Raw genomic sequence first — 14,885 nt, 5'->3', positions numbered from 1 at the left:
GGAGCTTATCGCAGCCTTCGGCAGCGGCTACAGCGCCCGGCAGGCGGGCGCGATCGGGGTCGATCAATCGAAGGTAATACCCTGCGCCAATGGCAACTCCAGCGAGTAGTTCACGGTGTTGGTCTGCCGGCGCATATAGGCGCGCCAGGCATCGGAGCCGGACTCGCGGCCGCCGCCGGTTTCTTTCTCGCCACCGAAGGCGCCGCCGATTTCCGCGCCGCTCGGGCCGATGTTGACGTTGGCGATGCCGCAGTCGCTGCCCACCGCCGACATGAACTGCTCGGCCTCACGCACATCGGTGGTGAAGATGCAGGACGACAGGCCTTGCGGCACGGCGTTGTTCAGGCGCAGCGCTTCGGCGAAATCGCTGTAGCCCACCACGTAGAGGATCGGCGCGAAGGTTTCGCTGCACACCACGTCGCTCTGCTCCGGCATCTCGACGATCGCCGGCGACACGTAATAGGCGTTGGGGAACTGGTCTTCCAGCTGGCGCTTGCCGCCGAACACCCGGCCACCCTCGCTCAGGGCCTGCTCCAGCGCATCCTGCATGTTGTCGAAGCTGTGCTTGTCGATCAGCGGGCCGACCAGGTTGCCTTGCAGCGGATGGCCGATGCGCACCTTGGAATAGGCGGCCTTGAGGCGGGTGACGATTTCGTCCTTCACCGATTCATGGGCAATCAGCCGGCGCAACGTCGTGCAGCGCTGGCCAGCGGTACCGACGGCGCTGAACAGGATGGCGCGCACGGCCATGTCCAGATCAGCGCTCGGCCCCAGGATCATCGCGTTGTTGCCGCCCAGCTCGAGGATGCTGCGGGCGAAACGCGCGGCGACTTTCGGCGCCACTTCGCGGCCCATGCGGGTGCTGCCGGTGGCGCTGATCAGGGCCACGCGCGGGTCGTCCACCAGCGCTTCGCCGGCGTCGCGCCCGCCGATGATCACCTGGCTCAGGTACTCGGGGGCATCGCTGAAGTTCTTCAGCACGCGTTCGAACAGCGCCTGGCAGGCCAGGGCGGTCAACGGGGTCTTTTCCGAGGGTTTCCAGATCACCGGGTTGCCGCAGACCAGCGCCAGGGTGGTGTTCCAGGCCCAGACCGCGACCGGGAAGTTGAACGCGCTGATCACCCCGACGATGCCCAGCGGGTGCCAGGTTTCGCGCATGTGGTGGCCCGGGCGCTCGGAGGCGATCGTCAGGCCGTACAGCTGGCGCGACAGGCCGACCGCGAAGTCGCAGATGTCGATCATTTCCTGCACTTCGCCCAGGCCTTCCTGAGTGATCTTGCCGGCTTCCCAGGACACCAGCTCACCGAGGTCGGCCTTGTATTCGCGCAGCACTTCGCCGAACTGGCGCACCAGCTCGCCGCGACGCGGCGCCGGCACCTTGCGCCACAACTCGAACGCATGCTCCGCGCGACTGACCTGCTGCTCCACCTCGGCCGCGCCCTGCCAGTTCACCGAGGCGATGCGGCTGCCGTCGATCGGAGAATGCACGGGCTGCTTGCCCGATTGATACAGGGCCGGGTTCACACCAAGACGATCAAGCAATGCGGCAACCATGGGTCACTCCTTACAAATGGAAAGCAAAAAGTCGTAGCCGTTGACACAGCCATTCAGGACTGTAGTTGTAGCCGGCCCGAGACTTGCCAACAAACGACGATTAGGCGAGATATCATTCCGTTTATTCATGCTGCGCAGCCGGGACAAGAACAAGGAACCCTCGATGCTGAACAAACGCTACCTGCCCTCGATCACCGCCCTGCAGTGTTTCGAGGCCGTCACCCGGCACCTGAGCTTCACTCGCGCCGCCGAGGAGCTGAACCTGACCCAGAGCGCGGTCAGCAAGCAGGTCGCGCAGCTGGAAGAACTCCTGCAACACCTGTTGTTTCGCCGGGTACGTCGGCGCCTGCAATTGACTCCGGCCGGCGACCTGTACCTGGTGGAAGTGCGCAAGATCCTCTCGCAGATCGAGATGTCGACCCACTACCTGCGCTCCTACGGCGGCGAAACCGAAGTCCTGCGGGTGTCCACCCCATCGACCTTCGGTGCGCGCTGGCTGGTGCCGCGCCTCAAGGGATGGCGCCTGCGCCACCCGCAGATCCATCTGGACCTGTGCAACGAGCAGGAAGCCGACGACCTGCTGCAGGGCCGCAGCGACATGGCGTTCTACTTCGGCCAGGGTTCGCGCCCCGGCACCGAGTGCCTGAAGCTGTTCGGCGAAGAGCTGGTGGCGGTCTGCGCCCCGGGCAGCCTGCCGCAGAAGCCGTTCACCGACCCGACGCAGCTGGCCGAGCTGGTGCTGCTGCAACTGGCCTCGCGGCCGCAGGCCTGGCATGACTGGTTCGACAGCCAGGGTTACCACACCGAGCACAGCTATCACGGCCCGCGCTTCGAAACCTTCTACATGTGCATCCGGGCCGCCCAGGTCGGCTGCGGCGTGGCCCTGCTACCGCGGTTCCTGGTGGAAGAAGAGCTGGCCGAGGGCAAGCTGGTGCTGGCGTGGGACTACGCCATGCCCAGCCACGATGCCTATTACCTGGCCTACCCCGAGCATGCGGCCGAAGTGCCCAAGGTACGGGACTTCGTACGCTGGATGCTGGAACAGATCGACAGCCCGGCGCCGGCCTGATCCGGGATGGGAGCCAGACGGATGGACGCCATCGCGCTACTGGTACGGCACCGCTCTTGTAGGAGCGAGGCTTGCCCGCGATGGGGCCATCAGCCTCGACATCGTCCCCAAGCAAAAAACACTGGCAAAACCCACGGCGGATATGCGCCACTACTGCCTTCATTGAACAAGCTGGAAAGCCGCGCCCTTGATCGCGGCCAGTATGGAGATTCCCGTTATGAGCGAGAGTGTGTTTGCCGATCGCATCGTGCAGAACCTGCTCGACACCGACTTCTACAAACTGACCATGATGCAGGCGGTGCTGCACAACTACCCCAATGTGGAAGTCGAATGGGAATTCCGCTGCCGCAACAGCGAGGACCTGCGCCCCTATCTGGCGGAGATCCGTTATCAGTTCGAGCGCCTGGCCGACCTGAGCCTGAGCGCCGACCAGTTGAGTTTTCTCGAGCGCATCAGCTTCCTGAAACCGGACTTCCTGCGTTTTCTCGGGCTGTTCCGCTTCAACCTGCGGTATGTGCATACCGGTATCGAGAACGGCGAGCTGTTCATCCGCCTGCGCGGGCCCTGGCTGCATGTGATCCTGTTCGAAGTGCCGATGCTGGCGATCGTCAGCGAGGTGCGTAACCGCTATCGCTACCGCGAAGTCGTCCTGGAACAGGCGCGCGAACAGCTGTATCGCAAGTTCGACTGGCTGAGCGCCAACGCCAGCGCCGATGAACTGTCGCACCTGCAGGTGGCCGACTTCGGCACCCGCCGGCGCTTCTCGTACCGGGTCCAGGAAGAAGTGGTGAACGTGCTCAAGCACGACTTCCCCGGGCGTTTCGTCGGCACCAGCAACGTGCACCTGTCCCGCGAGCTGGACATGAAACCCCTGGGCACCATGGCCCACGAATGGATCATGGCCCACCAGCAACTGGGGCCGCGGCTGATCGACAGCCAGATCGCCGCCCTCGACTGCTGGGTCCGCGAGTACCGCGGCCTGCTGGGGATCGCCCTGACCGACTGCATCACCACCGACGCCTTCCTCAACGATTTCGATCTGTACTTCGCCAAGCTGTTCGACGGTTTGCGCCACGACTCGGGCGACCCGATCGCCTGGGCGGAAAAAGCCATCGCCCATTACCTGAAACTGGGCATCGAGCCGATGAGCAAGACCCTGGTGTTCTCCGACAGCCTGACGCTGCCCAAGTCCCTGGAGATTTTTCGTGCGTTGCGCGGTCGGATCAATGTCAGCTTCGGTATCGGCACCAACCTGACGTGCGATATTCCCGGTGTCGAGCCGATGAGCATCGTGCTTAAAATGGCCGCCTGCAATGGCCAGCCCGTCGCCAAGATCTCCGACGAAGCGGGCAAGACCCATTGCAAGGATCCCAACTTCGTCGCTTATTTGCGCCACGTTTTCCAAGTACCTGCCGCCCTTTCTGGCACATCAAGCAAGGAGTGAATCATGCAAGCCGTACAGCGTGAGATTGCTGAACAGCTCAAGGTCCAACCCCCTTTCAAGGACCAGGCCGATCTCGAGGCAGAAGTCGCCCGGCGGGTCGCGTTCATCCAGCAATGCCTGCTCAATTCCGGGCTCAAGGCCCTGGTGCTGGGCATCAGCGGTGGCGTCGACTCCCTGACCGCGGGCCTGCTGGCCCAGCGGGCGATGCGCGAACTGCGCGCCAGCAGTGGCGACCAGGGCTATCGTTTCATCGCCGTGCGCCTGCCGTACGACGTGCAGTTCGACGAACACGATGCCCAGGCCTCGGTGGACTTCATCGAACCCGACGAGCGCCACACCGTGAACATCGGGCCGGCGGTCAAGTCCCTGGCCAATGAAGTGGCGGCCTTCGAAGGCCATCAGGCGGTAACCCGGGACTTCGTCCTTGGCAACACCAAGGCACGCATGCGCATGGTCGCGCAGTACACCATCGCCGGCGCCGCCCACGGCCTGGTGATCGGCACCGACCACGCCGCCGAAGCGGTGATGGGTTTCTTCACCAAGTTCGGTGACGGCGCCTGCGACCTGGCCCCGCTGAGCGGGCTGGTGAAAAACCAGGTGCGGGCCATTGCCCGGCATTTCGGCGCGCCGGAGTCGCTGGTGGAGAAGATCCCTACCGCCGACCTGGAAGACCTGTCTCCCGGCAAGCCGGACGAAGCGTCCCACGGTGTGACCTACGCCGAGATCGACGCCTTCCTCCACGGCCAGCCGGTGCGCGAGGAGGCGTTCAAGATCATCTGCAACACCTACAACAAGACCCATCACAAACGCGTGATGCCATTCGCGCCATAAACAGCCCGTAGCCGCTGCCGAGCCTGCGAGGCTGCGCACGGCCGCAGAGCGGTCGCCAAACCAGGCGCCACGTTATGTTCGATGGACCGCGTGGGCAGGTTTTGCGAGGACTGCGTCCTCGTACGCAGGCTCGGCAGCGGCTACAAGTCTGTATACGCAGTTCCAGGCACAAAAAAAGCGCCCCGCAGGGCGCTTTTTCATCACACCGAATCAACCGATCACTTCAGCACCACAGCGCCTTTCATCATCGAGTTGTGGCCCGGGAACGAGCAGAAGAACTCGTAGCTTTCGCCAGCGGTCAGCTTCGACACGTCGAAGGTCACCGAATCTTTTTCGCCGGAGCCGATGATCTTGGTGTGGGCGATGACGCGGCTGTCGCCTTCTTTCAGGTAGTTCTTGTCGATGCCGGCGGCCATGCCGTCGGTAGCGATACCGGCCATGTCCGCGCTTTTGCTCAATACCCAGTTATGGCCCATGACGTTCTTCGGCAGGCTGCCGGAGTGGGTCAGGTTCACGGTGAAGGTCTTGCAGCTCTTGTCGATGGTGATTTCCTTCGTGTTGAAGGACATCTGGTCGGTGGAGTCGACATCGACCTTACATTCGGCGGCCATCAGCTGGCTGCTGGCCAGTGTCAGCAGGGATACCGCAACGAGTTTGGCAAACATGGTGAATCTCCAAGGCAGGGTTAACAAAATCCATCTGAATCCATGAAGGTGAAGACTGCCTGAATTTTTCACAAGTTCCTATGATTTACATCAAGAAATTGTATACAACTTTGCGCTATCGGCCTGATCGAGAGAATCAAACAGCCAGCCGCCAGCCGCGGGCCTATGCTCGGCGCACATCACTATCGGAGTGTCTGCCATGCACCTCAACAGTCTGTTCCGCAGCCTGCTCGCCGCCTATGCCTGTGGCGCCAGCGGCACCTATGAAAGCCCCCGCGGCGAGGATTGACCCTTGGAGCGCGGCCGGCCAGCCATTACTCTGTGGCCCTCACCGACCATGGAGTAAGGCATGTCTTTAGCGTCTGTATGCGTATTCTGCGGTGCCAGCACCGGCACCAACCCGGCCTACCGCGAGGCCGCCGAAGCCCTCGGGCGCCAGCTGGCCGAGCGCAAGCTGACCCTGGTCTATGGCGGTGGCGCCGTCGGCCTGATGGGCATAGTCGCCGACGCGGCCCTGGCGGCTGGCGGCGAAGTCATCGGCATCATTCCCCAGAGCCTCAAGGACAAGGAAATCGGCCATCCGGGCCTGACGCGCCTGGAGGTGGTCGACGGCATGCACGCCCGCAAGGCACGCATGGCCGAGTTGAGCGACGCCTTTATCGCGCTGCCGGGCGGCCTGGGTACCCTGGAAGAATTGTTCGAAGTCTGGACCTGGGGGCAGTTGGGCTATCACGCCAAGCCCCTGGGGCTGCTGGAAGTGAATGGTTTCTACGAGAAGCTCACGGGTTTTCTCGATCATATCGTCGGCGAAGGCTTCGTTCGCGCCCCGCACCGTGACATGCTGCAAGTGAGCGAATCGCCGCGCAAACTGCTGGAGGCGCTGGAGGCCTGGCAACCCACGGTAGTCCCAAAATGGGTCGAGCAGAAACCCGATTAACCGCCGAGCCCCGATACAAGGCAGAATACGCGCCGCTCAAACCTCACCTTCGACCCCAGAGGATCGCCCATGGCTAAACCCAATTACTCCTTCGCCAAACGTCAGCGAGACCTGGCAAAGGAGCAGAAGAAAGAGGAAAAGCTGCAACGCAAGAAAGCGGCCGCTGAAGAAGCCGGCGCACCAAGCCCGGATACAGAAGACGACGTGGCCGTCGACAACGCCGATGCAGTAGACGATCAGGCCCCCAAGGCCTGAGACCCGCCAGGCCCGATACCTCTATCAGGCCCTCGGGATCTGGGGTCGGCCATCCGTTGCCGACCCTCGGATACCCAACGCTTTGACAATCGAATCGCGATAACCCTGTGGCAAGTTGGCCGGTAGCTGGTCCGGCGCGAAAAGGCCGATTTCCTTGTGCTCGTGGCTGATGGTCGGCACAAAACCACCCAGGAGCCGGCAGCGATAGGTCGAGATAAAGACCTGCTTGCCGGGGATGACTTCGAACAGGTACGAATCCAGCGGCTCGCCCACCGCCACCCGCACGTCCAGCTCCTCCTCGATCTCCCGCGCCAGGCATTGGGGCGCTGTCTCCCCCAGCTCGATCCGCCCGCCGGGCAGCTCCCACTCGTCACGCTCGTTGAGCATCAGCACCACCAACCCCTCGGGGGATTGCAGCACGCCCTTGATCGATACCGGGAACATAAGTAACTCCTGTAAGCCTGTAGCCGCTGCCGAAGGCTGCGCTCGGGCGCGTAGCGGCCGTGTTTTTTAGACCGCTGGAAGGTTCTGCGAACCTTATCGCAGCCTGCGGCAGCGGCTACAGAGAGATCCGTTCATTCAGCGGCATCACCGTTACCCGCACTTCCGGGTCGTGGCTGCCGCCGCCGAGAATCACCCCACGCAACGGCGAGACATCGGAAAAATCCCGGCCCCAGGCCAGGGTGATGTGCTCCAGCGCCGGCTGCACGTTGTTGGTCGGGTCGAAATCCACCCAGCCGAGCACCGGGCAGAACACCGAGACCCAGGCATGGGAAGCATCCGCGCCGATCAGGCGTAGCTGCCCCGGTGGCGGCTGGGTCAGCAGGTAGCCGCTGACATAACGCGCCGCCAAGCCACGGGAACGCAAACACGCCAGCATCAGGTGGGCGAAGTCCTGGCAGACCCCGCGCCGCCGCTCCAGCACTTCCACCAGCGGCGTCGCCACCTGGGTGGCTTCGGCATCGAAGGTGAACTCGCTGAAGATCTTTTCCATCAACGCTTGCACCCCCAGCAACAACGGACGCCCGGCGGGGAAACAGCTTTCGGAGAACTCGACGAAGCTTTTCTTCAAGTGCACATAAGGCGACTCGAAGCGGTAACGACACGCCTCCATCAAGGCCGCGGACAACGGCCGGCTGCTGTAGGTCAGCGCACTGCGGGTGGCGTCCCAGGGCAATGAACGGGTGAAGTCCAGCGCGGGCCTGGCCAGCACCTCCACCGTCAGCTGCGCATTGACCAGCAGTTCGTCATGGGGCCGCTCGAACGCCAGCCGGGTCAGCGGGTTGCCGAACACGTCCAGCTCGTCGCGACGGCTGGTGGGGTCGGGGCTGATCAGCAGTTCCTGCTGGCTGCAATGCTGCCAGGCGCAGGCGCGCGGCCACAGGTGCGCCAGCTGCTGGGCCAGGGAAACCGGACTGTCGTAGTGGTAATGGGTATCGTGGAAGATCTGGTAATGAGCGCTCATCAGACGGATACCGTTCGTTGGCTGACATCGTCGACATGGGCGAAATGCCGCAGCGCCAGGCGGTCGGAGACCTGCCCGCTGGCATCGGCGATTTCCTGCAACAGGTCGGCCAGACCTTCGAGCGCCGCCCGCACGCTGGCCTCGCCGAACAGCGGGTTTTCCAGGCAGCCCAGGTCGAAGCGCCCCAGACGCCCCACCAGCTTGGGCAAACCGGCCTCGCGCGGTACGCCGAACTCGTCGTTCAAGCGATTGAGGGTCCGGGTCACCAGCTTCAGCTGGAACAGCACCGCATGGGGGTTCTGTTCGTCGAGCAGCAACAGGTCGAGCACCGGGATCAACTGCGCCACCGCCAGGTAGCGGGAACGGTAGGTGATGCTGCTGTTGCCCAGTTCCAGCAGCCACTCCAGCCCGGCCTGGTCGAACGCGGTGGCGCTGCGCAGGAAGGCCGCCAGGCTGCTGCTGAGAAACTGCAGGCGCTCGATGCGCCGGCCAATCATCAAAAAGCGCCAGCCTTCATCGCGGGTCATGTCGTCCAGGGCGAAGCCCGACAGCGCCGCCAGGGACATCACCAGGCGGTTGAGGAAGTCCAGCAGCTCGCCGAAGTCCGGCTCGCGGGCTTCCAGCGCCAAGGCTTCGCGCTGCAATTCCACCAGCGCCTGCCAGTTTTCCCGCGAAAGCTTGCCGCGCACCTGGGACGCCGCCCACTGCAGACGCTGCAGGTTGGAGCGCAGGCTGAAGGACCAGTCGTCCCCCTGCAGGGCCGCCAACAAACGCTCGGGCAGTTCGCCTTCGTCCGGCAACAGCATCAGGCTTTCACCCAGCTCGACCGCCGCCTGCAAGGCCTGCGGGTCATCGCCGTCGACATAGCGTGCCAGCATGATCCGCAACAGCCGCGCACTGCCATCGCAACGCTCGCAGTAACGGCCGAACCAGAACAGGTTTTCCACCACCCGCGACGGCAGGTACGGATCGCGCCGCACCAGTTCATGCACGCCGATGGTCCGCTGGCCTTTCCACTGTTCGCCGCTGGGCGCACGTTCGCCCAGCACCCAGGTGTCCTTGCTGGCGCCGCCGCGCTGCATCGATACCACCTCGGCATCGGCCTCGGCGGCCACCCGGGTCAAGCCGCCCGGCAGTACCCGGTAACCGTCGCGGCTGGCCACGGCATACACCCGCATGCCGATGGCCCGCGGTTGCAGCTGGCCGTCCTCGGCCTGCCAGACCGGCGCCTGGGACAGTTGCGCCAGCTCCTGGGCGACATAGGCATAAGGTCGCGCCCGCATGCGTTCGGCCAGGGCCTGGCGTTCTTTCTCGCAAAGGTCGCGACCGAACAACGGGGCAAAGCTCTGGGACGGGAACGCCGGCTTGATCAGCAGTTCCGGGAGTTTCTCCAGGGCCTGGGCCAGCACCGGCGCCTCGCCGCACCACCAGGTGGCGACGGACGGCAGAATCAGTTCTTCGCCGAACAGGTGCTCGCTGATCTTCGGCAGGAAACCCAGCAGGCCTGGCGACTCCAGCACGCCGCTGCCCAGGGCATTGGCCACCAGCACCCGCCCCCGCCGCACCGCCTCCAGCAGCCCCGGCACGCCGAGGGCCGAGTCGGTACGCAGTTCCAGCGGGTCGCAGAAGTCGTCGTCGAGCCGGCGCATGATCGCGTGCACCCGCCGCAGGCCGCTCAGGGTCTTGAGGTAGACCGTGGCGTCGCGCACAGTCAGGTCGCCGCCCTCTACCAACGGATAACCGAGCTGGCGCGCCAGGTACAGGTGTTCGAAATAGCTCTCGTTGAAACGTCCCGGGGTCAGCAGCACGATCAGTGGCGCTTCGTCGTCCCGGGGCGCCTGGCGGGCCAGGGTTTCCTGCAGGGTGCGGAAGAACCCGGCCAGGTGCTGCACCTGCAGATCGCGGTACAGGTCCGGAAAGGCCCGGGACACGATCATGCGGTTTTCCAGGGCGTAGCCGGCACCGGACGGCGCCTGGGTACGGTCGGCGGTGACCCACCAGCGCCCGTCCGGGGTGCGCGCCAGGTCGACCGCGTACAGGTGCAGGAAGGCGCCATCCGGCGGCTGGATGCCCTGGCACGGCCAGAGAAAGTTGTTATGGCCGAATACCAGTTCGGCCGGCAGCAGGCCCTCGCTGATCAGCCGCTGGGGCCCGTACAGGTCGGCCAGTACCGCATTGAGCAAACGCGCCCGCTGCGCGATCCCGGCGGACAGCTGCTGCCATTCATCGGCGGCGATCACATGGGGCAACAGGTCCAGTTCCCACGGCCGGTCGGCGCCCTTGGGGTCGGCATAGACGTTGTAGGTGACGCCGTTTTCCTGGATCTGCCGGGTCAGCAGCGCCTGGCGCTGCATCAGCTGCGCCGGCGTGCTGCGCTGCAACTGGTCGAACAGCCGGCGCCAGTGCGGGCGCACCGCGCCGCTGGCGTCGAGCAGTTCGTGGTAGGTACCCGCCGTCAGCGGGTAGTGGTCAAGCAGGTCAGGCATGGAAAGCTCGGCAGACGGCAAGGTAAGTCAGATTAACGCAGACACATGACGCCCGGATATGCGAAACATTCGGGCGTCGTGTCTGCTTTAGAAACGTCGCAAATCGAGTGTCATCGGCAACTCGTCGTTGATCGTCAGGCTCGGCACCGACAAGGTGCCGGGGCTATGCCCCAGGCGGAAGAAGCGCGCCATGCGCCGGCTCTCGGCCTCGTTGGCATTCACCGGTAGGCTGTCGTAGTTGCGCCCGCCCGGGTGGGCCACATGGTATTGGCAACCGCCCAGGGAACGCTGCATCCAGGTGTCGAGCAGGTCGAACACCAACGGTGCGTGCACCGGGATGGTCGGTTGCAGGCAGTTGAACGGCTGCCAGGCCCGATAGCGCACGCCGGCGACGAACTCCCCGACCCGCCCGGTGGGCTGCAGCGGCACCGCGACACCGTTGCAGGTCAACAGGTAGCGCTGCGGCGCCAACCCGGCGAGCTTGACCTGCAGGCGCTCCAGCGATGAGTCGACATAACGCACCGTGCCGCCAGCGGAGCCCTCCTCCCCCAGCACATGCCAAGGCTCCAGGGCCTGGCGCAGCTCCAGTTCGACACCGCCGACCGCGTAATCGCCGACCTTGGGGAAACGGAACTCCAGGTGCGCGGCGAACCACTCGGCGCGCAGCGGATAGCCGGCGGCGTTGAGCTCGACGATGACATCGGCGAAGTCCTGCTCGATGAAGTGCGGCAACAGGAAGCGGTCGTGCAGCTCGGTGCCCCAGCGCGCCAGCTTGGCCGGTGCGTAGGGCTCGCGCCAGAAGCGCGCGACCAAGGCCCGCAGCAACAGTTGCTGGGCCAGGCTCATGCGCGCATGGGGCGGCATTTCAAAGGCGCGCAGTTCCAGCAGGCCCAGGCGGCCTGTAGCGCCATCCGGCGAGTACAGCTTGTCGATGCAGAACTCGGCGCGATGGGTGTTGCCGGTGACATCGATCAGCAAGTTGCGCAGCAGCCGGTCGACCAGCCACGGTGGGCACTCCTCGCCCGGTTCGGGCATCTGCGCGAAGGCGATTTCCAGCTCGTACAACGCATCGTTGCGCGCCTCGTCGACCCGCGGCGCCTGGGAGGTGGGGCCGATGAACAACCCGGAGAACAGATAGGACAACGACGGATGGTTGTGCCAGTAGCTGATCAGGCTGCGCAACAGGTCCGGCCGGCGCAGGAACGGCGAATCCGCCGGCGTCGCGCCACCCAATACGAAGTGGTTGCCGCCGCCGGTGCCGGTATGGCGCCCGTCGATCATGAATTTCTCGGTGGTCAGGCGGGTCTGCCGGGCTTCCTCGTAGAGGAATTCGGTGCGCTCCACCAGCTCGTCCCAACTGGCGGACGGCTGCACGTTGACCTCGATCACGCCCGGATCGGGGGTGACGCGGAAGTTGCTCAGGCGCGGATCGCTCGGCGGCTCGTAGCCCTCCAGCAGCACCGGGCAATGCAGCTCCTCGGCGGTGGCCTCGATGGCGCTGACCAGCTCCAGGTAATCCTCCAGGCGCTCCAGGGGCGGCATGAACAGGTACAAGCGCCCGCCCCGCGCCTCGGCGCAGAACGCGGTGCGGGTCAGCCAGTCGGCGGACTGGTCGATCTGCGGCACCCGCTCATCGGCCTCGGCCGCTTCGCCGTGTTCGCGCAGTTGCGCACTGTCCGGCAGCTCGGGCAGCTCCTGGTTCGGGTCGGTGGGGTGCACATAGGGATACTCCGCCGCTGTCACCCAGGGCTGGGACGCCAGCGGCAGGCGATAACCCAGGGGCGAATCCCCCGGGATCAACCGGCAATGGGTATCGCGCAGGTACCAGCGGCCGCTCTGCCACTGGTCGCCCCTCGCAGTACGGGCCAGCGGCAGGACCTGGCCGATAACCTTGTCCAGGCCCTGACTGAACACCTTGCGCAGGCGCGCCCGCTCCAGCTCGTCCGCCAGCCGCGAATCCTCGGCGCTGACGTTCTGCGGCAAGGTGCCTTCACGCCACAGGTAGTAGAAATTGTCTTCGTAGGCCGGGAATACAAAGCGCGCGGGCAGCTTCAAGCGTTCGGCGACGCTGGCGAGGAAACGCCCGGCCAGCTCGCTGTCGGCGCCATAGTCTTCATGTTCGTCGGCAATCAGCGCGGCGTTGTGCCAGATCGGCACGCCGTCGCGGCGCCAGTAGCAGTTCAGCGACCAGCGCGGCAATTGCTCGCCCGGGTACCACTTGCCCTGGCCAAAGTGCACCAGGCCCTTGGGCGCGTAGTGGTTGCGCAGGCGCTGGAACAGCTCGGCGGACAACCGGCGCTTGTTCGGCCCGAGAGCCGCGGTGTTCCATTCGGCGCCATCCGGGTCGTCGATCGAGACGAAGGTCGGCTCGCCGCCCATGGTCAGGCGCACGTCGCCTGCCAGCAGGTCGGCATCGATCTGCCGGCCCAGGGCCTGGATCGCCAGCCATTGCTCCTCGGTGTAGGGCTTGGTGACCCGCGGCGCTTCCCAGACCCGCTCCACCGACATCTCGTGGCCGAACTCGCATTCGCAAGGCTCCACCAGGCCGCTGATCGGCGCCGCCGAGGACGGATCGGGGCTGCAAGCCAACGGGATATGCCCTTCCCCGGCAAACAGCCCGGAAGTGGCGTCCAGGCCGATCCAGCCGGCGCCGGGCAAGTACACCTCGCACCAGGCGTGCAGGTCGGTGAAGTCGACCTCGGTGCCGGACGGGCCGTCGAGGGATTTGACGTCGGCGGTCAGCTGGATCAGATAGCCGGAAACAAAGCGCGCGGCCAGCCCCAGGTTGCGCAGCAGTTGCACCAGCAGCCAGGCGGAGTCGCGGCAGGAGCCGGAAGCCTTGTCCAGGGTCTGCTCCGGCGTCTGCACACCGGGCTCCATGCGGATCAGGTAGCCGATGTCTTCGCTCAGGCGCTGGTTCAGGGCCACCAGGAAATCCACCGCCGGTATCGGCGTGCGGTCGATGCCCTCAAGGTACGCCTTGAACTTCGGCGTCAGTGGCAGGGTTTCCAGGTAAGGCGCCAGCTCGCGCTGCTCGTCGGCGGCATAGGCGAAGGGGATTTTCTCGGCGTAGGGCTCAAGGAAGAAATCGAACGGATTGAAGACCGCCATCTCCGCCAGCAGATCGACTTCGATCCGCAGCTCGTCGGTCTTCTCCGGGAAGACCAGGCGCGCCAGGTAGTTGCCCTGGGGGTCCTGCTGCCAGTTGATGAAGTGCTGCTCGGGCTGAACCTTCAGCGCATAGGAGAGAATCCGCGTGCGGCTATGGGCCGCCGGACGCAGGCGAACGATCTGTGGGCCGAGTTCGACCGCGCGGTCGTAGCGGTAATGCGTGACATGGTGCAATGCGACATGGATCGACACGGCGTGCCTCCTGCGGGCCTGAACGTACACGAAAGCGCGCAAGACTTATGCCAGAGCACCAGTCCCGGGGCTTTCCCCAACGGCTGTGGGCAGTACAGCACCAAAAGCGAGCGGTGCGTGCTTCGGCGTGCGCAGGGTTGCACATAAATGTGGCGACAGGATGTAACCGGCGGTCAGCGCACCCGCTTCAGGCCGGCTTCCAGTCGCTGCAGGCGCCGGCGTTTGCGCGCCGCCACTTGCAGCACCTTGAGCCCGCGCTGGTAGCGCCGGGTGCTCATCAGGTACAGCCCGGCCAGGGGAATGCACAGGACAAAGGCCGGGAACAGTCGCTGGCGGGAGTCCAGCAGGACCAGCAGCGCACATGCGAGGCAGAACACCAGCGCGCCGAACAAGGCCCAGGCGCCACGCGGGTAGCCGCGGATCACCAGCATGAAACACAGGCTCATCAGCAGGCCAGCGCCCAGCATGGCCATCGCGGCGTAGTTGGCGACCTGGAAGTCACGGGGGAAATACAGATGGGGCACCTGCGCGGCGGTCAGCGAGATGCTGAAGACCGTCGTCATCATCACCGCGATGTGAATCACCCCGAAACGCCGCACATAGGGCTGCCAGGCAAGCCATTCGGCGGTCTTGAGGCGTAGCAGCCGGTCTTCGACCTGCCGTTGTTGCGGGGTTTTGCGGCGACGTAACACGCGGCGCTTCCTTGAGTTGATGCCAATCCTGGGGGCGCACCTTAACAAACCCGAACGCCGAAATGCACAACGCCAACCCTGGGGTTGGCGTTGTGTCTGTGGCATTGGGTCCGTACAGCAGTGG

Annotated in this window: 12 protein-coding genes; 5 read left to right on the top strand and 7 right to left on the bottom strand. The window is 64.8% G+C overall.

Features of this window, described 5'->3' with window-relative positions; translation table 11 throughout:
• Positions 1-63: 63 nt before the first annotated feature.
• A complete protein-coding gene (gene amaB / locus AC3RCP_RS04165; RefSeq protein WP_007925211.1) occupies positions 64-1,554 on the bottom strand; it encodes an L-piperidine-6-carboxylate dehydrogenase in 1,491 nt (496 codons plus the stop codon).
• Positions 1,555-1,717: 163 nt separating this feature from the next.
• Between amaB and AC3RCP_RS04160 the strand changes: the two genes are divergently transcribed.
• The 3 genes from AC3RCP_RS04160 to nadE all read left to right on the top strand — a co-directional run bounded on the left by AC3RCP_RS04160 (position 1,718) and on the right by nadE (position 4,898).
• Complete coding sequence (locus tag AC3RCP_RS04160; RefSeq protein WP_101336687.1) at positions 1,718-2,623, top strand: LysR family transcriptional regulator; 906 nt, start codon at positions 1,718-1,720, stop codon at positions 2,621-2,623.
• 217 nt (positions 2,624-2,840) lie between these two features.
• Complete coding sequence (pncB, locus tag AC3RCP_RS04155; protein ID WP_007925207.1) at positions 2,841-4,067, top strand: nicotinate phosphoribosyltransferase; 1,227 nt, start codon at positions 2,841-2,843, stop codon at positions 4,065-4,067.
• Between the two features lie 3 nt (positions 4,068-4,070).
• Positions 4,071-4,898 (top strand): NAD(+) synthase, encoded by an 828-nt coding sequence (gene nadE, locus AC3RCP_RS04150; RefSeq protein WP_007925206.1) that lies wholly within the window; start codon positions 4,071-4,073, stop codon positions 4,896-4,898.
• Positions 4,899-5,116: 218 nt separating this feature from the next.
• Here the strand turns inward: nadE and azu are convergent, their stop codons facing one another.
• Positions 5,117-5,563: an azurin gene (gene azu / locus AC3RCP_RS04145; protein ID WP_007921507.1), complete on the bottom strand. Its 447-nt coding sequence runs from the start codon at positions 5,561-5,563 to the stop codon at positions 5,117-5,119.
• 349 nt (positions 5,564-5,912) lie between these two features.
• Here azu and AC3RCP_RS04140 point away from each other — a divergent pair, with 349 nt between their 5' ends.
• Positions 5,913-6,500: a cytokinin riboside 5'-monophosphate phosphoribohydrolase gene (locus tag AC3RCP_RS04140; protein ID WP_492571421.1), complete on the top strand. Its 588-nt coding sequence runs from the start codon at positions 5,913-5,915 to the stop codon at positions 6,498-6,500.
• A 69-nt stretch (positions 6,501-6,569) separates the two neighbouring features.
• Positions 6,570-6,755, top strand: coding sequence for a hypothetical protein (locus AC3RCP_RS04135; RefSeq protein WP_492571420.1), 186 nt, complete (start codon positions 6,570-6,572; stop codon positions 6,753-6,755).
• Between the two features lie 24 nt (positions 6,756-6,779).
• On the opposite strand, the gene AC3RCP_RS04130 is transcribed toward AC3RCP_RS04135, so the two are convergent.
• The 5 genes from AC3RCP_RS04130 to AC3RCP_RS04110 all read right to left on the bottom strand — a co-directional run bounded on the left by AC3RCP_RS04130 (position 6,780) and on the right by AC3RCP_RS04110 (position 14,761).
• Positions 6,780-7,199, bottom strand: a complete 420-nt coding sequence (locus AC3RCP_RS04130) for an NUDIX hydrolase (RefSeq protein ID WP_085533638.1) — start codon at positions 7,197-7,199, stop codon at positions 6,780-6,782.
• A gap of 115 nt (positions 7,200-7,314) precedes the next feature.
• Positions 7,315-8,220 (bottom strand): transglutaminase family protein, encoded by a 906-nt coding sequence (locus AC3RCP_RS04125; RefSeq protein ID WP_492571419.1) that lies wholly within the window; start codon positions 8,218-8,220, stop codon positions 7,315-7,317.
• Complete coding sequence (locus AC3RCP_RS04120; protein WP_274305367.1) at positions 8,220-10,706, bottom strand: circularly permuted type 2 ATP-grasp protein; 2,487 nt, start codon at positions 10,704-10,706, stop codon at positions 8,220-8,222. Before AC3RCP_RS04120 ends, AC3RCP_RS04125 begins: the two co-directional genes overlap by 1 nt.
• Positions 10,707-10,793: 87 nt before the next feature.
• Entirely contained in the window at positions 10,794-14,069 is a 3,276-nt protein-coding gene (locus AC3RCP_RS04115; RefSeq protein ID WP_492571418.1) for a transglutaminase family protein, read from the bottom strand.
• 173 nt (positions 14,070-14,242) lie between these two features.
• Positions 14,243-14,761 carry a hypothetical protein gene (locus AC3RCP_RS04110; protein ID WP_101336681.1) on the bottom strand — a complete coding sequence of 173 codons (519 nt, stop codon included), beginning with the start codon at positions 14,759-14,761 and terminating at the stop codon, positions 14,243-14,245.
• Between the last annotated feature and the right edge of the window lie 124 nt (positions 14,762-14,885).

It is taken from the genome of Pseudomonas sp. GW822-FHT05A08 (genome assembly GCF_058800485.1).
The sequence above is the reverse complement of the archived record's forward strand: the minus strand, read 5'-3'. Positions and strand labels throughout refer to the sequence as shown.